Below are 18,856 nucleotides of genomic sequence, written 5' to 3'. Positions count from 1 at the left end.
CCTAGTCAGCCAAGGTGATTTTAACCTTGGCTTTCTTTTTTTTCAGCTTCTTTAGATAGGCCGGTCCCCAATGGGTGTACCGGCCCATTTTTTCCTGTTGGCAGACCAACATTTGAACAAACGCCTCTTGCTGATCTGGACGCTTGATAGACTTGAACAGCTTTTTTTGGCTTTTGGTCATAGAACACCCGATGCAATGACCCTCGCGTCGGAATTTGCAGACATCGATGCAGGGCGTCGGGACTTTCTTGCTCATGTAAGGGGCTCGCTGAACCGCGCTGATTGCTAACGCGCATTGTTAATGAGTGAACGTGTTAATCGTTCAGATAGTCCTTTGCGTAGCGGTCGCCAAGTCCCACATTGACCCGTGCTCGACTGCCCTCCAGCAGCCTATGCGGTGACGTGCATATAAAAGTGCCAAACGGTTCCTATTTGCCCCCCGCACCCTTAATCCCAATTTGATTGAGCAACAGACCTATCAAAAGCCACAAGGCGAAAATCCGAGAGTTCACAAGACGCGGTTAGCAGACCAGCTGACCTTTCGCTTGCATTGGATCAAAAAGAAATTTGAAAGACGTAGCCAGACAGTTTTCTCAATCAGTTCGTCGCAAATCATAAATCAACGAGCTGAATGGCGTTCTAAGAATACTTCGACGTCTCGCTGTTTAGGCGGTGTTCCAGTGAACAGTTCCACGTAGTGCTGCACCCGATCCAGCCGTTCAATCGGATCCTCCACAACCTGCATAGAAATGTAGCCAATCTGCGTGTACATGACAGTCATTCCGCGGACCTCGGATTGCTCTTTGGAATAGCCATAACGAAGGAACACGTCAGTTACGGCCTTCTTCCGGAGCTCGTCTGCCTCGTCTAAGCGCTTTTTGAGTTTCGGATCGACACGAGCCCAGTTTCGGATGGCGAGATCCAGCTGTGAATCAAAGAGTTCAGGGTCAAGCCAGCAATCCATTAGATTAAAAAGAGCCTCGGAAACATTATCCGCTCCCGCATTGCACCGCGCGACCAAATTGCCTGTATTTTTTTCCTCCCAACGCTGGATCATCGCGGCGTGCAACTCTGCAGTATCCTTGAAAAACCAATAGAAGCCAGTTCGCGTAAGGTTCAGGCGTTTGGCCAATGGCATCACCTTAACCGCGTCGATGCCACCAGAAATCAAAAGATTGTAAGCCGCATTAAGCCAGACTTCGCGTGATCCGCGCTGTCGAGGAGAGATTGAAGATGTCATAGCGCAACAATAGAAAACTTGACACATGTGTCAACCAAGCGGTACCCATCACTTGACACTCATGTCAAGGCAGACAGAACACCCAGGAAACAAGGTGAGTCCAATGACCAAAGATCCGCTTTTGCAGCCATATCAACTCAAGCACCTGACCTTGAGAAATCGGATCATGACGACAAGCCACGAACCGGCCTATCCCGAAGACGGAATGCCCAAGGATCGGTATCGCGCCTATCACGCGGAACGTGCAAAAGCCGGTGTCGCTCTGGCCATGACTGCAGGCTCAGCCGCGGTCTCCAAAGATAGCCCACCCGTTTTCAACAATATTCTCGCCTACAAAGACGAAGTTGTTCCGTGGATTCAAAATCTGACCGATGGTTGTCACGAACACGGCTGCGCAGTGATGATCCAATTAACCCATCTTGGTCGTAGAACCGCCTGGAACAAAGGAGACTGGCTGCCGTCTGTGTCATCCTCCAAACACAGAGAACCTGCTCATCGTGCTTTTCCTAAACTGATTGAAGATTGGGATATCGAGCGGATCATCAATGATTTTGCTGATGCAGCTGAGCGCATGAAATCGGGCGGAATGGACGGAATAGAGCTGCAGGTTTATGGCCATTTGCTCGACCAGTTCTGGTCGCCACTGACAAATGATCTGGTTGGACCATACGGTGCAGACACGTTGGAAAACCGTCTACGGTTTCCGATGGATGTGCTGAGTGCCATTCGCAAGCGCGTCGGCGAAGAGTTTATCGTGGGCTTCCGATACACTGCGGACGAAGCCCAAAAAGGTGGCATCACCGAAGAAGACGGTATCGAAATTTCTAAAAAATTGGCGGCAACCGGTCAGCTTGATTTTCTAAATGTCATACGGGGGCGCATCCACACTGACTCAGCCATGACAGATGTTATCCCTTTACAAGGCATGGCTAACGCCCCACATTTGAATTTCGCGGGGCGCGTGAAGGCCGCCACAGGCATGCCCACTTTCCACGCCGCCAAAATTCCCGACGTAGCAACGGCACGTCACGCGGTTCAGGCAGGGCTTCTGGATATGGTGGGTATGACGCGTGCACACATGGCCGACCCGCACATCGTCAAAAAGATCGTGGAAGGGCGCGAAGAAGACATTCGGCCCTGCGTAGGGGCGACTTACTGCCTCGACCGCATTTATCAGGCCGGAGATGCACTTTGCATCCACAACGCGGCGACCGGACGCGAATTAACAATGCCGCATGAGATTCCTGCGGCCAATGAAAGACGCAGGGTCGTTGTCGTCGGCGCAGGCCCCGCCGGCCTAGAAGCTGCTCGTGTCGCGGCAGAACGCGGACACGAAGTTATTGTCTTTGAAGCTCAGCCTGATCCCGGTGGGCAAGTACGCCTGACGGCGCAAAATGAGCGCCGCCGCGAGATGATCTCGATTATCGATTGGCGCATGGCGCAGTGTGCGGCCAGAGACGTGGCGTTTCACTTTAACACTTGGGCAGAGGCCGAAGACGTGACTGCCATGGACCCCGATGTAGTAATTGTCGCCACCGGTGGTTTGCCGAACACTGAACTTTTCGAAACCGGTAGTGAAACACCGCACGTCGTAACCGCGTGGGACCTTATTGCTGGCGATGTAAAGCCCTCAGAACATGTGTTGATCTACGACGAAAGCGGCGATCACCCTGCCCTACAGGCGGCCGAGGTGGCTGCCAAAGCCGGGGCCAAAGTCGAAGTTATGACACCGGATCGTGTTTTCGCGCCGGAGATAATGGCGATGAACTTAGTTCCATATATGCGGAGCCTGCAGACCAAAGATGTGACCTTTACTGTCACCCAACGTCTCTTGAAAGTAGAGCGCTCCGGAAACAAGCTTACGGCAACAATCGGCACGGACTACAGCGACCACACTCACCAAAAAGCATATGACCAAGTTGTCGTTAACTATGGAACCATGCCGTTGGATGATCTCTATTTCGACCTCAAACCAATGAGCTCGAATAACGGTGCTGTGGACTATGAGAACCTTATCTCAGGCCTGCCGCAAAACACAATCCGCAACGAAAACGGGTCCTTCCAGCTCTTTCGTATTGGCGACGCGGTTTCGGCCCGCAACACGCATGCCGCGATCTACGATGCATTGCGCCTTGTCAAAGACCTCTAGCTTTCAATTCAAACCAGTCGCACAGAACACACGTTTTGGAATCCGCCACAAACTAACACCCGGACACTAAGTGCTTGAGTAGTGTTCTTCCAAATTAGCACCATTTCACGAGAGGCGGTTTTTTGATCTGCCAGTTGAGCCATGCACAAGACCTACTCCAGCCGGTTCCCGGCGATTGTCGACCGCGCTACTTATCTCGACCAAGGATCAAGCTATCCTGAGTCTTTCAAGGGACAGGCACTAACAAACAACGAAATCACCGAACCAGTTCATCGTTTTTGTATCTCGAAAACATGAAGGTCAGCTTTTCTTGAAAAGCTAAGGGCGACAAAGATCCTTGCCGCAGATCTGCCGCCCTTTTCATCGCTCCGGTACGACAAAACAGCCGGCCACAATGAGTTTTTTAGGGGGCCCCTTCGTCAAAAGTCGTTTGCATTCGGTCTCGTAGGGCCTCCAATGGTACAACTCCAAGCGCGCGCCTCAGGTCCAAATTGGTTTGAACCGACAAAGCCTCACATACCCCTTCAAGCGCCCCAAGCGATTGGGCAAGTTGGTCTAATCCCTGCAACGTGAACCCAAGCTTGCTATCTGTGGTCTTCAGTTGTTTTTCATCAAGAAACACTAGGATCGCGTCTTCTACTTTTAGCACCTGCTGACGCAGATCCGCGATCTCTGGAGCTACAGTACCGAAAATCCGCTGGGGATCGTCTGAAGCTTGTGTCATAGGCGCCCCACAACTTGCTCAATACTGGATTTCAGAGTCGGGACTGTAAAAGGCTTACGGATAATATTGTTAACCGCCAGTTTCCGACCAATATCCAGCATTTCCTGAGTTGGTTTACCAGTGACCAAAATGAAGCCAATCCGCTGGGTTGTGCGGTTTTCCCTGAGAGCTTTCAACAGCCCCAACCCGTTCATACCGGGCATGTTGTAGTCAGAGAGAACCAAATGCACCGGCCTAGCCGCCAATTTTCTAAGAGCATTTTCGCCAGAATTTTCGACGTCATAGTTGGCTATTCCGATTTCATCTAATGATTGCGTGATAATTCCACGGCTCGTCGACATATCGTCTACCACCATAATCCGCAGACTTTCTTTGAGGCCCATTTTCACCCTTTCCTTTGCCGGTTGCGGATCGTTCCGCTAGACAGCACTTATTTTTTGATAGGTCGTGATACCCACATTCCGAAACTGGCTTTGCACCGGGCCAGACAACCTTTCGGAGTGGCCAAGAAACAAATACCCTTTTGGTGCTAAGCATCCGGCGAAGGCTTGCCATACGCTTTGCTGCGTGGGTTTATCGAAATAGATGGCCACATTGCGGCACATTATTGCGTCGAAGCTGCCCGAGAACGGAAACTGTTCAACCAAGTTCAGAGTCCCGAAACGAACCAAACTGCGAACGTCATCGCCCGGTCGGAACGTTTTGTTCTGCGTTTTCACAATCGACGAACGATAGTCAGCGGGAATTTTTTCCAACTCCTCGAAAGAGTACTCTGCAGCCTGTGCGTGCTTGACGACCTCAGGGTCTATGTCTGTACCAAGAATTTTAACATCCAGTTCATGGGCGCTCGGGCACAACGAGTGAATAATCATCGCTAACGTATAGGGCTCTTGCCCCTTGGAGCACCCAGCAGACCAAAACCTCACGCGCCGACCTTTTCTGGCATTTTCAAGAAGCGGGGGCAAAACTTCGGATGCCAACGTATTGAAGTGGTGAGGCTCTCGAAAGAAGTGTGTTACGTTCGTTGTTAACAACGACAACAGCTCCATTCGTTCGCTTTCGAAACTTGGGTCCCCCAAGGCATTCAGATATTCTTCAAACGATCTGACTTTGATTTGACGCAAGCGACGAGAAAGCCGGGATTGAACCAGAGGCTTTTTGCTTTCAGATAGATTCAACCCAAAATTTTTCTTGGCAAACGCCGATACTTTGACGAATTCTTCATCCCTCAGAAGCAATTGAGGCGCGTTAACTGGCTCTCTATCAATCATGCCGCACTCTCCGACGGCATTCCGATGCATGCCAAATCGATTATCCGAACCATTTCCTCATTTTTGGAGATTATTCCCTGAATGAACTCCAACGTTTCCGCGCTGTCCACTGACGGAGTGTCCTGAATTTCATCCGGATTGATTGAAATGATCTCTGACACCGCCTCTGCAAGTAATCCCAACAAGTTCCCATCTACACTGACGACAATTATGACGTTCCTTTCACTGGGATCCGTCTTGGGCAGACCCAGGCGATCAGCCAGATCAAAAATAGGAATAACTGTTCCACGTAAATTCATCACTCCCAAGACATACGCTGGCGCATGCGGGAGGATAGTCACAGGGGACCACCGCCTGATCTCTCGTATTTGAGTTATTCTCAGACAAAAGACTTGTTCCGCTGCGGAGAAGGTTACGTACTCTTGCAACATGTTGTGTTGTTCATCCATTTGAACCTGCATTGAACTATCTCCTGCGGCTTATATCGGCCTGGTATTCACCGGTGACTCGGTCAGAATTTTCTCGGGATCCAGGATCATGGCGATTTTGCCATCGCCAAGAATTGTGGCGGCGGCGATGCCAGCAGTGTCATCACAAACACCTTCAAGGCTTTTAATGACAACCTGCCGCTGGTCATGGATGGCATCCACAGCCAACGCACCACGCTCGCCCAACTCTGTTTCTATCAGTAGAAAAACCGATGAGGGCGCTGGCTGACCGCGTGAACGCAACCCAAAGACGCTTGCAACTTCGCAAACTGGGACAAAGCTTCCGCGGACTGAAAGCATTTTGCCATTCGGCCCGAAACTGTGAATCAGGTTCTCAGAGGCACGTATTGTTTCGACAATTGATGCTATCGGCACAACCATGGTTTGTTCGGCAACCGAAATGACCATGCCGTCCATTACGGCCATCGTTAAAGGCAGAACAATTGCAATTGTCGTTCCTTGACCAGGCGTCGACGAAATGTTTATTCGCCCACCAAGCGCAGAAACTGAGTTTCGAACGACGTCCATTCCCACCCCGCGCCCGGACAAGTTAGACACTTCGGCCGCGGTCGAAAAACCCGGCAGGAACAATAGATTATCAATCTCGGCGTCCGACAGTTCTGCATTCTCTGGAATCAGTGCTTTGGAAATCGCTATTTCCTTGATTTTCTTACGGTTCAGGCCAGCTCCATCGTCCTTTATTTCTATGTAAACGCTGCCGGACCGATGCGAAGCACTGAGACGAATTTCACCTTCAGAAGGTTTACCGTTCGCCTGCCGAGTTTCTGGTTCTTCAATCCCATGATCCACTGCATTCCTCAACAAGTGTGTTAGGGGATCTGTCAGCCTTTCGATTACCGTCTTATCGACTTCGGTCGCCTCCCCGTCAGTGACCAATCGCGTTTGCTTTCCTGTCGTTGAAGAAGCCTCGCGTACGATGCGTGCCATGCGCTGGAACAAGGGTTTCACCGGTTGTGCGCGGATAGACATAACGCATTCTTGGATCTCCCGGGCCAGTGCCTTGAAGCTTTCCAACTCAGTCTCCACGGCCTTAAGATCACTCGCGTCTAAATTGTGCACCTGCTGTGCCAACATGGAGTGATTTATGATCAATTCACCAACCGTATTTATGAGCCGATCAACACGATCCAGTTCCACCCTCAACGTGGGGTTAAACGAGCGCGTTTCGCTAGTATTTTGCTTCGCAGGTTCAGGTGCAACTGAGGGCAGTTTCGCCACGCCTTCTTGTACGTCGACCATTGGAGGTGCGGTTACATCGAAATTAGGAATCGCATCAGTGCGTACCGGTTCTTCTTGAATAACCAGTTCACAAAGGCCGTTCACAAACTCAAAAATAGCTTCAATGGCCTCACGGGCGTCTGTCGTCCGAAGCCGAATGTTCCAGGCGAGATATGCATCCTCAGGGTCTAATTCTTCGATACCAGGCAACGCCGATGCATCAATTTCAACTTCCGCCTCACCCAATTCAAAAAGGGCCTGCAAAAGAAAAAGTGGTTCATTGCCATTTTCGTACAAACTGAAATGCGGCTTGAACCGGATTACAAAATTGGATTCTTGAACACCCAATTCAGGTAAATCGAAATCCAAAGTAACCGGAGCAAAGTCCGACAGCTGAACTTCTTCGCCAAGCTCGTCCTCGTCCAGAAAACTCTCCAGTTCCGCAAGGATAACCGAACGTGTGTCCGGGTCAGCTGGATTGCCCCCTCGCGATTCCGAAACAAGATCAGATAGATGGTCGCTTGCGCGAAAGAGAACACGAGTTAGTTCAGCACTCAGGTTCAGTTTGTTAGAGCGCAAGACATCCAGGACAGTCTCAAAGGTGTGAGCAAAGCCCACCAGATTATCCAAGCCGAAGGCTCCTGCCCCTCCTTTGATAGAGTGAACTGCTCGGAAAACTGCGTTTACGCTCTCGGAATCCAGGCCGCCTTCATCGATTGAAGTCAAACCCTCATCAATCTCGCCTAACAGTTCTTCGCATTCTTCAAAAAAAGTATCTTGGATTGAGGTGCTCATGTCAGGCGGCAACTCCCGTGACACGTTTCAATGCAAACAGCAGCTGTTCATCATCAAAAGGTTTCCCAATCCAACCCGTTGCTCCTGCCTCCCGGACACGAGCTTTGACTGCGTCCGAACTCTCAGTCGTCAGCACAAGAATGGGAACTTTCGTTGCGATAGGACCACCCCGAAGTGCCCTGATAACGCCAAACCCGTCCAGTCTTGGCATGTTGAGATCTGTGATTACTGCGTTTGGACTTACTTCTAAATATTTTTCGACCCCAACCTGACCGTCCTCTGCCGAGACGACGTCAAACCCTGCCTCTGACAGCGTTTCGGTCAGCAGAGCACGAATCGTACGAGAGTCATCGATCACCAACACCTTGATTTTCATTAGCCTGCTTTCATTTGAAACGTGGAGTCGCAGACACCCATCGTCAGAAGGGAAACCCTGCATTTTTCGTTGATGCCGATCAGAGTGAAGTCGTGATCAGAACTCTCCCAACTTTCTCGCGCAGCAAGAAGAATCTGAAGACATCGCGAGGGGATGAGGGATAAAGCCGAACAATCAATCTCCACCGACTGAACTGGCCCAGGTTGCAAAAACGCGATTAATGAAGCGAACTCTCCTGATGTAGTCGAGCGCTCAAGTATAAATTTTTTCACAGACCTCTTTCCTTGCATTCAACTGCCTCAGTTTCAGCTTAGATTTAAAGCTGGTGGAAATTAGGTAGCGCGCACAGTTTAACAAACTCTTTTCGACAAAGCGGAAATTGCTCAGTCACCGCATGAAAAGTAAAATCTAAAGAATAGAACTAAAATATATGGAATTTAAATAAAGTTCTAAAAAAACTTAGCGAGGAAAAACCAGCTGTATTCTAATAATTAAAACTGTACAGGTTTATTGAAAATAGCTTCGCAACCAAGCGCTCTTCAATCTTTAGTTCAATTTTCTTAAAAACACGTACCGATAAAAATCAAAAAATTGAGCCCATAAAACGGACCAACCCAGAAACATTTCTCCTAAACGTGTTACACAAAATCCATTCTGATTAAGCTATTAGCCACCAATGGCGGGTATCTCTCTGAAAAACACCCTGCAAGAAAAGCTATGAACACAATACTGATCCTAAGTGTCGACACCGTCGGAAGAGACCAACTCATGTCACACATCAAAAAAACCGACACACCTGTGGAGGTGATTGCTGTCGACAACCTAATGTCGGCCTATGTCGCAGCCGAAGAGCAACACATTTCTCTCGCCATAATTGAGGAAGAGTTTCTACAACTCCCCGAGTTTCAGCCAATGAAAAAGCTGTTTAAGGCTTTGGAGGTTTCGTGCGTCCTATACTCTAAAGATAGTTCAGATCGCCGACGCGAGGGAATGCCTGTCATCCACAGACCAGATTCGATTGATACTTATATCAGTGCCCTTGGCAAAAGCCGCACAATCAAACCAGTCAGCCATCCGGAACAATCCGACGATCAGCGCGCCAAAAATAAAAGCGTAATTCTCATCGGGTCATCGACAGGTGGCATTGATGCGCTTTGCAAAATACTGTCGAGTTTCCCGAAGAATTGCCCGCCTACGGTTATTGTCCAGCATACTGGCACTGGCTTTGGTCAAGGATTGGTTGATATGTGCCGCCAAGTTTGCCCAGCTGACGTTGTATCAGCGGGACACGGCTGGATGCTGGAAGCAGGTAAAGTCTGCATAGTCGCTGGTCAAAGGCATCATCTGGAACTAAGCGCAGCGAAACCCACACACACTTTGTTAAGGGAAGGTCCACCTGTGTCAGGGCATACACCCTCGGTAGATAAGTTGTTTCACTCAGCAGTTCCTATGGGAAAGCAAGTTGTTGCAGCCCTACTAACTAGGATGGGGCAAGATGGCGCGGAAGGATTGCTGGCCCTTCGCAAAGCAGGGGCAGCGACTTTTGCTCAGGATGAGAAAACGTCGGTAGTTTATGGGATGCCTCGAGCAGCTTGGGAGATCGGAGCAGCTCAAAGACGCGTCCCCTTACACCGCATGGCCGCCGCACTCTTGGGAGCGAGCAAGTTTTGAACATCAACCCACAAGACACCATGGTGAACGAACTGGATACCACGATCAAAGAAGCAGTCCTGCAAGGCGATTACAAAGTGACACAGGGGCAAAACGTTGTTTTCACAACCGTTCTTGGATCCTGCATATCTGCTTGCCTATTTGACAAGACAACTGGGATTGGCGGAATGAACCACTTTCTTTTGGCCGGTGGTGATGGTCGAGAATACAGCAGTCGCTATGGTGTTAACGCGATGGAGCTTTTGATCAACGGAATACTCAAACTTGGTGGAAATAGGGATACCCTCCAAGCCAAAGTATTCGGAGGAGCCAACATGTCCCCAAACCTTCCGAACGTGGGTGAGCAGAACGTCAATTTCACTAAGAAGTTTCTGGAAGTTGAGGGAATACCGTGTGTTGCTTCTTCAGTAGGGGGAACACAAGCCCGGCGCATTCGGTTTCATCCACATACCGGTCGCGTACAACAAGTACTGGTAGCGCCGCAATTCGCCCCAGAAACACTGGACACGAAACCAGTTCCCCAAAAGGCACCAAGTGGTCTGAAGCTTTTTGACGACACTTCGACTTTGGACCGTTAAAAATTACTCGCCTCGGTCGCACTTTAAGCTTCAACCGACGCACTCGAACAGTAACCCCGAGCAGCGGCGTCTCAACCTTCTGCGCAGAAGACCAAAGAGGCTCCGCAACTTTCAAAGTTCCCGTTTGTGCGTGGGCATTTCTCATCGCGATTTCAAAGTACGCTTAAAGAGGGAGTTGCGGAGCCGATAAGAACGGCCCCACATTTATGCCTTACTCGTCAAGCGGGATGTATAGGTCTCCGCCCTCTCGAAATTTAGCGGCCATTGCCTCCATCCCTTCTTTTTGCGCTTCTGCCCGAATGTCATGGCTGATCCGCATCGAACAAAATTTCGGACCACACATAGAACAAAAGTGCGCGACTTTATGCGCCTGCTTGGGAAGTGTTTGATCGTGAAATTCTCTTGCCGTGTCCGGATCCAAAGACAGGTTGAATTGGTCCTCCCAGCGGAACTCGAACCGGGCACGTGAGAGAGCATCATCGCGCCTTTGCGCCCCCGGCAAACCCTTGGCAAGATCGGCGGCATGGGCGGCGATCTTGTAGGTAATCACACCGGTTTTCACATCGTCACGGTCGGGCAGGCCCAGATGCTCTTTTGGCGTCACATAACAAAGCATCGCGCAGCCGAACCAACCGATCATCGCAGCGCCGATGCCACTGGTGATATGATCATACCCCGGCGCGATATCGGTAGTCAGCGGACCAAGCGTATAGAACGGAGCCTCGTGGCAGCACTCCAACTGCTTGTCCATATTCTCCTTGATCTTGTGCATGGCCACGTGGCCCGGCCCTTCGATCATAACCTGGCAATCCTTAGCCCAGGCAATCTTGGTCAATTCACCAAGTGTTTCCAGTTCGGCGAACTGCGCTTCATCATTCGCATCAGCGATTGAACCGGGGCGCAGCCCGTCACCAAGACTGAAAGAGACATCATATGCTCGACAAATATCGCAGATTTCATCGAAATGCTCATACAAGAAGCTTTCCTTGTGATGATGTAGACACCACTTGGCCATGATCGATCCACCGCGTGACACGATGCCGGTTACCCGGTTCACCGTCATTGGAACCATATGCAATCGCACACCCGCATGGATGGTGAAATAGTCCACACCCTGTTCTGCCTGCTCGATTAGAGTGTCGCGAAAAACTTCCCATGTCAGATCCTCGGCAATGCCATTGACCTTTTCCAGAGCCTGATAAAGAGGCACGGTACCGATAGGAACCGGCGAGTTTCGGATGATCCATTCACGGGTGTTGTGGATATTGCGACCGGTAGAGAGATCCATAACAGTGTCCGCACCCCATCGGATTGCCCAGACCAGCTTGTCGACCTCTTCCTCCATGCTGGAGGTAACCGCCGACGTGCCCATGTTGGCGTTTATCTTGACCAAAAAGTTGCGCCCAATGATCATCGGCTCGCTTTCCGGGTGGTTGATGTTGGCTGGGATAATGGCACGTCCTGCCGCGATCTCATCCCTAACGAATTCCGGGGTCACATAGTCGGGAATGTTGGCGCCCCAGTCATTGCCTTCGCGTTGCTCGGTTACAGCCTCGCGCAGCTGATTTTCACGGATGGCAATGAACTCCATCTCTGGCGTTATGATTCCGGCTCGAGCGTAGGCCAACTGAGTCACAGCCTTGCCGGGCTTCGCGCGCATAGGGCGCGAGTTCACCGGGAATTCAGGGGTCAGCCGGTCGCCTTCGACAAAGCCGTTGTCTTCGGGTTTAATCTCGCGCCCGTCATATTCCTCAACATCTCCGCGCAATTGGATCCAATTGCGACGCAATGGACTAAGACCCTGACGAATGTCCGTGACGACATTCGGATCGGTGTAAGGGCCTGAGCTGTCATAAACGGGCAACGGCGGCTCTCCCGCTGTCGGATGGACAGAAATCTCGCGCATCGGCACACGAATATCGGGATGTAGAGTGCCATTCACGTAGATCTTGCGAGATGCAGGCAATTCACCTGTAGTGATCTTAGGATTGGGGATGTTCATGTTGGTGCTCCTCAAGCGGTTCAACTCAAAAAGACACCAGATGAGTTATGGCTTGGGGAAACGAGAGGGTGTACGGCCCCCTGTTCGGAGTGCGCCCGCCCGGATCCTTGGCGTTCGCGCCCTAGCTTCCTACGCCAGTGTCAACTGGGTCAGGTTCAAAGGGTCGCTTCGCCGGGCATTGCCCTGTCAGCCTCTCAGTCCCCTAGGTGGGACTCCCCTGCGTGACCAAGACTTAGCTTGACGCATCTGATTTACGCAAGCTTCATTTCGTTACGACCTTTAGATTTTTGGGCATCGGCCGCAACAAGGCGCAAAGTGCGTTTTATCGATCCAAAAATAGTGTAACTCATCGGAGTTGACCCTTTCGACCTTATTCACTTACCAAATCGATGATAGCCAACTCCTCGCGATGAGCACTGCCAACCCAACAATTCTATCCACTGTTTCCGGACAGTTTATCGACGACTGGCTTGGGGCATTGCGCACACTTTGTTCGGATGAACAAATGGCGTCGTTAATGCGGCGCGCAGAGTTATCCGAAGATCGCACTCAACTTCAACGCCGTGTGACGCTGGATCAGATTGTGTGTCTGTACCAACTCGCTGCTGTCGAAACCGGAGATGAAATGATGGGGCTTTGGAGCCGCCCAATTCGGCCCAGAGCTCTGCAGCATCTTTTGACCACAGTCCGAAAGGCTACATCGATCCCGTCGGCGTTGTACCGGTTTTCAACTTTCTGGAACCTGTTGTTGGATGATTACCAGTTCGAGCTGATCGAGAGTGAAACCGCTTTGACGTTGGATTTGAGTCCACGCGAAACCGCTACACCTCAGAGATTTGGGCATATGCTAATCCTCAAACTCGCACACGGGCTTGTTTCATGGCTTGCAGGGCATGAGGTTCCAGTCAAAGAAATTGAGTTCGCCTTCTCCCGCCCGGATTTTTATCAGGACTATGCGATTGTTTTTCCGGCACCGGTGAAGTTTGGCGGATCTATAACCTCGATTTCATTTGATCCCAGTACGATTGGCTCGGTTCAATCACGAAACAATTCAGACATGGACCGTTTTCTTAAGAACGCCCCGAAAGACTGGATTTTCACAAGCTCACGTGAACACACACAGTCGCTCCGCGTGCGCACCTATCTGGTTCAAACTGACTGGAACACTGCGAACTTAAAACAGACTGCACAGGCGATGCATATGACACCGCGCACTCTCATTCGAAAGCTTCATCAAGAAGGCAGCTCGTTTCAAGCGATCAAGGATGCTCTTAGACGGGACATAGCAATCCGCGACTTACAAGCCGGGCGCAAGAGCATAGAAGCAATAGCCTTGGACGTTGGGTTTTCGTCTGCCGCCAACTTTCACCGCGCATTCAAAAAATGGACTGGCAGCACACCCAGTTCGTACCACCAAAGCGGTTTCGCACAAACCTGATTTTGTCACTTTTTGAAAGCATCTTGTCGTGGCATGAGATAGAGCCAAACGGCACGATCCGGTAATCCCCGAAATACAAGCTATTCACAGCTAAAAATCGCCATGCCGCCCGCAGCGCTGTGCTAGCGCCCGCGATTCGATTGGCGTGATAGGATAATTCTACCGGCGAAAGGACCGATCAATGTCGGACAAGCTTAACACTATTCTACAAGCCGCGCGCGATCATGCAGAGCAGGTCATTCTGCCCAATGTAGACAAATGGAACGCAGCTAAAAAATGGCCTCGTGATGCTTCGGACGCCGCAGCAGCAGCTGGTTTGACGGGCCTCTACGCACCTGAAGAGTTCGGAGGTCAGGGACTTCCATTGTCCGAGGGGATACAGGTTTATGAACAATTGGGCCTAGGCGACGGAGCGTATGCATTTGCTCTGTCCATGCATAACATTTGCACATTTGCCGGGTGTGGTTATGGCACAGATGCGTTCAAGGAAAAGTGGGCCCGCGACCTTACGTCCGGCCGGAAGCTGGCAAACTTTGCGCTTACTGAGCCTCAGTCCGGTTCCGATCCGATAAAGATGTACTCTCGTGCAACAATCAACGGCGACGGCACCTGGACAATCAACGGGTCAAAGGCCTGGGTTAGCTTAGCTACCGAAGCCGATATCTATTTTACTGTTGTCAAAACCAGTGATGCGCCGGGCCATAAAGATATGGCGATGATTGCCATCCCAGCCGATACACCTGGCCTGAGCTTTGGGCCACTATATGATACCCCTTCTTACAGCTTCTTGCCCATTTCAGAGATGTACTTCGATAACGTGGTCGTCAGTGAAGACAATATCATCTTGCCAATCGGCCAAGGCTTGCAAGGGTCGCTGATGGCAATCGACATTGCTCGGGTTTCTATCGCTTCGGGATGTTGCGGTCTAATGCAATCGGCACTGGACACTGCGCTGTCATACTCAAAAAACCGCAAGATGTTTGGGGGCAAAAACCTTGAGCTGGACGGCATCCAATGGATGCTGGGCGAAGTTGCCACCAACCTTGAAGCTTCCAAACTTTTGTATCGCAAAGCTGCCGAAGCGCTTGGAACTCCTGAAGGGCCGTTGATGGCGGCACATGCCAAGCGGTTCGTACCGGATGCAGCCGTCGATGCGGCCAACACCTGTACCCAGGTTCTTGGGGGTATGGGTTTACTGCAGCCCTATGGCTTGGACCGATTATCCCGTCTGGCGCAGATGTTGCGGATCGTCGATGGAACAACCGAGATTAGCCGAGTGGTCATCGGGCGTTCACTTCAGAAACGCGCAGCAACTCTGCCTGATCTATCCGTTCCAAAGGGTTACGGCGAACTGGACACCAAAACCGAAGCCGTAGCCACAGTTTAAGAACCCCAAAACGTTGACAAATTGAATAAGAACCGGCCGCGAAATCGGCCGGTTCTTTTGCCAGGACGAGCGACAATCACTTCCTAAACTCGCCGAGACGGAACTGGCCAGCACTTCTAAACTCGCAACTAATGAAACCCGATAAAATCGAAGCGCTGGCCGGGTCTGGCTAAGTGCTGCGTTCGCTGGAGAGCAAACACCAACGCTTCCCAAAACCAAGCTGACCGTTAATTTGCACGCTAATGATCCGCAAACAGAATGGCGCTGAAATACACTTTAAGCGTGCAAATGGAGCAATCCGCATTTCGCGTCACGTGAATTGCAGCGCATGTGTCACGACCATCCCGCAATTCCTGTCAACTGCGGGAATTGAGTGTTTCCCGGAAAGGGTAAAATTCGAGCGCGGTCACCGCCGACTAGTTATTCGAGAACCGCAAACTCCTCCCGAAGTCTAATTTTAGGATGTGTTCGTAAATTACATTTTACCTGAGTTCTGCTGGCTTTGCAGCCAGCCTGTAAAGGCCGATACGCTGTCTGCAACGTCTGAAATGTGCGGGCGTGCAAGATAGTAGCCATAATCCTCAAGCGAAGACTCAGACAGGCGGAACAACTTTTTCTCTTCGAGTTCCCGCTCGACAAGCGCATCCATAAGAGCAACACCCTGACCATCAACAACCGCCTGAACCCTCACATTGGGATCCGGAATAATCAGTGTGTCTCTGCGCGTTTGGCGCGGCAACCGCGCGACGTCCTGCCAATCGGACCAGGCATTGCTTTCATCGTTATCCCTCAACAATGTGAAACGGGAAAACGCACGCTCAAGCCCCTGCGATCGAACCGCCTCCAAAGCCTTAGCATTCCCAACGGGAAAGGCCGGGCACGGCATGAAAGAGGTTATATCGCAATCACTCCAACGGCCGTTACCCCACCGTATTGCGATGTCGACTCCTTGCGACCTCAGGTCAAAAAGGTGAACCATTGGCTGCAGCCGAAGCTGGATTTCAGGGTGATCCTGCAAAAATGACATTAACCGAGGTGAAAGCCAGCGCGCCGCGAAATAAGTCGAAAGACCGACAGTCAGCGCGCTCGTAGCAAAACCCTTCAGCGCTAGGACCTGCGTCTCGATATCCTCATAATGCCGCTGGCATGCGCCTAACAGCTTTTGCCCGCGACTGGTCAGCTCAACCCCTCTGGCTTCGCGCTGGAAAAGAGAAAACCCAACCGCAGCTTCAAGCGTTTTGATCTGATAGCTCACTGCGCCTTTGGTCATATTCAACACCTTGGCCGCTTCGGAGAAACTTCGAAACCGGGCAATTTCAACGAACAGTCGCAAGCTGTCATGATGACGAAACTCTATCGGCATGGTTTCCGTTTAAGGTTTTTAGACCGTTTAGGGCAATAGTATTCGGTTTTCTCAATAAGAATCGAACTCTGCCATTCTGCGAAACAAGCAGTCATCGACCGTCCTCTGGAACAGACACAAGCATCCAAGGCTCCGAGAACCAGCCTATTTCGTACCGCTAAAGCTCCGGTAGCTTTGAAACCATATGAACAACACACCCGAGGTCGCCGGATACACTTCTAGCTGCAAAAAAGCGCTTGATTGAAGTTGCTAAACTGGCGAAAAAATTTCAATTATGATTGCCGTTTTTTGAGTTAAGGAGAATTTGAGACTTACAGACTTCGCGCCACCGCCTCTCCATAAAGCGGTGACCTCTGAGCATTCAAATTTTCAGAACCCATACGACACCCAAAAAACAAGTATCACCGGGGCCGGGAGCAGTTAAAAAAAGCAATTGTATTCGAAGCAACTGTCGTCGCCCGTTTTGACAACACCGGCGGGGGCAACTTTCAACGTCTTTTCGATTTCTCCAACGGACCGAACCAGGACAAAATACTACTTGGGAATCTCGCCTTCACGGACGACGTCATCTTTGAGGTTATCGATGATGGCATTCGGTATCGTCTGGTTGTTCCCGACGCGATTGTAAACGTCGAAACTGCCACCTAGCGGGCCACAATCGACGATGATGGTGAATTTCAAGTCTTCAAAGACGGCACACTGCAAAGTGGCAACTTTACCATCATTTCTCGCTTGGAAAATGGGTTTCAGATCATTGTAACTACGCCGACCTCTGATGGCATTCCTGACGACGTTATCCGCACTAACAACCTGATCGACGAGCCCGCGTTCCCCCAAGATGATCCTTTGATTGGCGAGGTAACCTCGGTCGACATCCAAACAACACTGAACAATGGTTTCAACATCACCGACCCCGGTGCTTTGGACGATGTTGATGAGTATTCAGGCACTGACAATGACGAGATACTAAGCGCGACCACCAAAACAGACGGAGTTACCATCGACGGGCGTGGAGGAAACGACACCATCACGGGAGGTTCTGGCGACGACACTTTGATCGGTGGCGCCGGGTCCGATACTCTGACGGGCGGAGCCGGCGATGATGTGTTTTCGCTAAGCGGCAACGACGAGAACCAAGACACGATGACCGATTTCGGCGCCGGAAATTCGGGAGCAATCAACGATAGAGATCAAACAAACAACGATTTCTTCGACCTGAGCGGCTATTTCAATCAAGACAGCGTCGATGCCGTCAACGCTGAGGCTGCAGCCAACGGTGACCAGCAATTTGGCAATGCCTTTGGAATGGTGCGCGCCGATGCCGCAGACGGAACGATCGACGGCATCATCAATAGCATCGATTATACCGTCGAAATCATCGCCCAAACAGGTAGCTGACTAAGTGATGATTTTTCGATCCGGATCGAAGACGGGTCCGGCAATTCCGTCGATGGCTCGGCGCTGACGCTAGATACAACTGGCGTCGCCTGCTTTTGCCGTGGAACCTTGATCAATACCGATAAAGGTCCAGTTCCAGCCGAGGGCTTAAAAAGCGGTGACCGTATTGAAACTGCCTACAATGCTTCTCAAATTTGGCGCCTGAACCTTTCTCACAAAGTCTCCTCTTCGTAGTTCATGGCCAATCCAAATCTGCTGCCTGTGCGCATTCGGCAAGATGCGTAGGGACATAGCAAACCCAACCGGGCTTTATTGGTGTCTCGTCAGCACCGAATGCTGGTGACCTCAAAAAATTGCGGAACGTATGTTTGGCACAGACGAGGTTCTCGTGCCCGCGATCCGACTTGTTGGAATAACAGGTATCAATCTTGACGAGACCGTGTCAGAGGTCGAGTTTTTTCACCTAGTGTTCGACGACCATCAGATCGTGTTCGCCGAAGGAGCCCCTTCCGAAAGCTCTTTGCCCGAAACCTTTGCGCTTCAAACACTGGACACTGACGCACGGGCAGAATTCAAAAAGCTCTTTGGCCCAGACAGCGTTCAACGAACGCCAGCGCGCCTGATCCCAAAAGCACATCGTCAAAAGAGCCTCATCCAACGCCACCAGAAGAACCTCAAACCAATGTTCAATGGGTGACTTCGTCCTTTCTGAGCTGTAATACCTCATCGAAAGTGAC

The 18,856-nt window shown here is 50.9% G+C and carries 18 protein-coding genes and 1 riboswitch; of the genes, 8 read left to right on the top strand and 10 right to left on the bottom strand.

Going from position 1 to position 18,856, the window contains the following annotated elements:
* Nucleotide 1: 1 nt before the first annotated feature.
* Both ACR0EO_RS20385 and ACR0EO_RS20380 read right to left on the bottom strand, forming a co-directional pair.
* Nucleotides 2–256, bottom strand: coding sequence for a DUF1289 domain-containing protein (locus ACR0EO_RS20385; RefSeq protein ID WP_480692682.1), 255 nt, complete (start codon nt 254–256; stop codon nt 2–4).
* 363 nt (nt 257–619) lie between these two features.
* Nucleotides 620–1,240 carry a TetR/AcrR family transcriptional regulator gene (locus tag ACR0EO_RS20380; RefSeq protein ID WP_480692680.1) on the bottom strand — a complete coding sequence of 207 codons (621 nt, stop codon included), beginning with the start codon at nt 1,238–1,240 and terminating at the stop codon, nt 620–622.
* Between the two features lie 103 nt (nt 1,241–1,343).
* On the opposite strand from ACR0EO_RS20380, the gene ACR0EO_RS20375 reads away from it, so the two are divergent.
* The gene (locus ACR0EO_RS20375) at nt 1,344–3,389 is read left to right on the top strand and encodes an oxidoreductase (protein WP_480692678.1); all 2,046 of its coding nucleotides are present in this window, start codon (nt 1,344–1,346) and stop codon (nt 3,387–3,389) included.
* A gap of 403 nt (nt 3,390–3,792) precedes the next feature.
* On the opposite strand, the gene ACR0EO_RS20370 is transcribed toward ACR0EO_RS20375, so the two are convergent.
* Genes ACR0EO_RS20370 through ACR0EO_RS20345 form a run of 6 tightly spaced genes read right to left on the bottom strand, consistent with a single transcriptional unit; the run spans nt 3,793 to nt 8,282 of the window.
* Nucleotides 3,793–4,113 (bottom strand): hypothetical protein, encoded by a 321-nt coding sequence (locus ACR0EO_RS20370; protein WP_480692676.1) that lies wholly within the window; start codon nt 4,111–4,113, stop codon nt 3,793–3,795.
* Nucleotides 4,110–4,496: a response regulator gene (locus ACR0EO_RS20365; RefSeq protein ID WP_480692674.1), complete on the bottom strand. Its 387-nt coding sequence runs from the start codon at nt 4,494–4,496 to the stop codon at nt 4,110–4,112. The genes ACR0EO_RS20370 and ACR0EO_RS20365 overlap by 4 nt, the downstream gene beginning before the upstream one ends.
* A 36-nt stretch (nt 4,497–4,532) precedes the next feature.
* The gene (locus ACR0EO_RS20360; RefSeq protein ID WP_480692673.1) at nt 4,533–5,384 is read right to left on the bottom strand and encodes a CheR family methyltransferase; all 852 of its coding nucleotides are present in this window, start codon (nt 5,382–5,384) and stop codon (nt 4,533–4,535) included.
* Complete coding sequence (locus ACR0EO_RS20355; protein WP_480692671.1) at nt 5,381–5,845, bottom strand: chemotaxis protein CheW; 465 nt, start codon at nt 5,843–5,845, stop codon at nt 5,381–5,383. The genes ACR0EO_RS20360 and ACR0EO_RS20355 overlap by 4 nt, the downstream gene beginning before the upstream one ends.
* 18 nt (nt 5,846–5,863) lie before the next feature.
* Nucleotides 5,864–7,906 carry a chemotaxis protein CheA gene (locus tag ACR0EO_RS20350; protein ID WP_480692670.1) on the bottom strand — a complete coding sequence of 681 codons (2,043 nt, stop codon included), beginning with the start codon at nt 7,904–7,906 and terminating at the stop codon, nt 5,864–5,866.
* A gap of 1 nt (nt 7,907) precedes the next feature.
* Nucleotides 7,908–8,282 carry a response regulator gene (locus ACR0EO_RS20345; protein ID WP_480692669.1) on the bottom strand — a complete coding sequence of 125 codons (375 nt, stop codon included), beginning with the start codon at nt 8,280–8,282 and terminating at the stop codon, nt 7,908–7,910.
* Nucleotides 8,283–9,107: 825 nt separating this feature from the next.
* On the opposite strand from ACR0EO_RS20345, the gene ACR0EO_RS20340 reads away from it, so the two are divergent.
* Nucleotides 9,108–9,953 (top strand): CheB methylesterase domain-containing protein, encoded by an 846-nt coding sequence (locus ACR0EO_RS20340; protein WP_480692668.1) that lies wholly within the window; start codon nt 9,108–9,110, stop codon nt 9,951–9,953.
* On the top strand, nt 9,950–10,531 hold the full coding sequence (locus tag ACR0EO_RS20335; RefSeq protein ID WP_480692667.1) for a chemotaxis protein CheD: 582 nt from the start codon (nt 9,950–9,952) through the stop codon (nt 10,529–10,531). Before ACR0EO_RS20340 ends, ACR0EO_RS20335 begins: the two co-directional genes overlap by 4 nt.
* Before the next feature lie 211 nt (nt 10,532–10,742).
* Here the strand turns inward: ACR0EO_RS20335 and thiC are convergent, their stop codons facing one another.
* Nucleotides 10,743–12,533 (bottom strand): phosphomethylpyrimidine synthase ThiC, encoded by a 1,791-nt coding sequence (thiC, locus tag ACR0EO_RS20330; protein WP_480692666.1) that lies wholly within the window; start codon nt 12,531–12,533, stop codon nt 10,743–10,745.
* Nucleotides 12,534–12,642: 109 nt separating this feature from the next.
* A riboswitch (TPP riboswitch) is annotated at nt 12,643–12,762 on the bottom strand.
* Nucleotides 12,763–12,942: 180 nt separating this feature from the next.
* On the opposite strand from thiC, the gene ACR0EO_RS20325 reads away from it, so the two are divergent.
* The gene (locus ACR0EO_RS20325) at nt 12,943–13,971 is read left to right on the top strand and encodes an AraC family transcriptional regulator (protein WP_480692665.1); all 1,029 of its coding nucleotides are present in this window, start codon (nt 12,943–12,945) and stop codon (nt 13,969–13,971) included.
* 181 nt (nt 13,972–14,152) lie between these two features.
* Nucleotides 14,153–15,358: an acyl-CoA dehydrogenase family protein gene (locus ACR0EO_RS20320; RefSeq protein WP_480692664.1), complete on the top strand. Its 1,206-nt coding sequence runs from the start codon at nt 14,153–14,155 to the stop codon at nt 15,356–15,358.
* A gap of 475 nt (nt 15,359–15,833) precedes the next feature.
* Here the strand turns inward: ACR0EO_RS20320 and ACR0EO_RS20315 are convergent, their stop codons facing one another.
* Nucleotides 15,834–16,721: a LysR substrate-binding domain-containing protein gene (locus ACR0EO_RS20315; protein ID WP_480692662.1), complete on the bottom strand. Its 888-nt coding sequence runs from the start codon at nt 16,719–16,721 to the stop codon at nt 15,834–15,836.
* Between the two features lie 732 nt (nt 16,722–17,453).
* Between ACR0EO_RS20315 and ACR0EO_RS20310 the strand changes: the two genes are divergently transcribed.
* The 3 genes from ACR0EO_RS20310 (at nt 17,454) to ACR0EO_RS20300 (ending at nt 18,816) form a co-directional block, all read left to right on the top strand.
* Complete coding sequence (locus tag ACR0EO_RS20310; RefSeq protein ID WP_480692661.1) at nt 17,454–18,119, top strand: calcium-binding protein; 666 nt, start codon at nt 17,454–17,456, stop codon at nt 18,117–18,119.
* 18 nt (nt 18,120–18,137) lie between these two features.
* Nucleotides 18,138–18,353, top strand: a complete 216-nt coding sequence (locus tag ACR0EO_RS20305) for a Hint domain-containing protein (RefSeq protein ID WP_480692752.1) — start codon at nt 18,138–18,140, stop codon at nt 18,351–18,353.
* 118 nt (nt 18,354–18,471) lie between these two features.
* On the top strand, nt 18,472–18,816 hold the full coding sequence (locus tag ACR0EO_RS20300; protein WP_480692751.1) for a Hint domain-containing protein: 345 nt from the start codon (nt 18,472–18,474) through the stop codon (nt 18,814–18,816).
* Nucleotides 18,817–18,856 lie beyond the last annotated feature (40 nt).

Source organism: Ruegeria sp. BE9 (genome assembly GCF_056538765.1).
The sequence above is the reverse complement of the archived record's forward strand: the minus strand, read 5'-3'. Positions and strand labels throughout refer to the sequence as shown.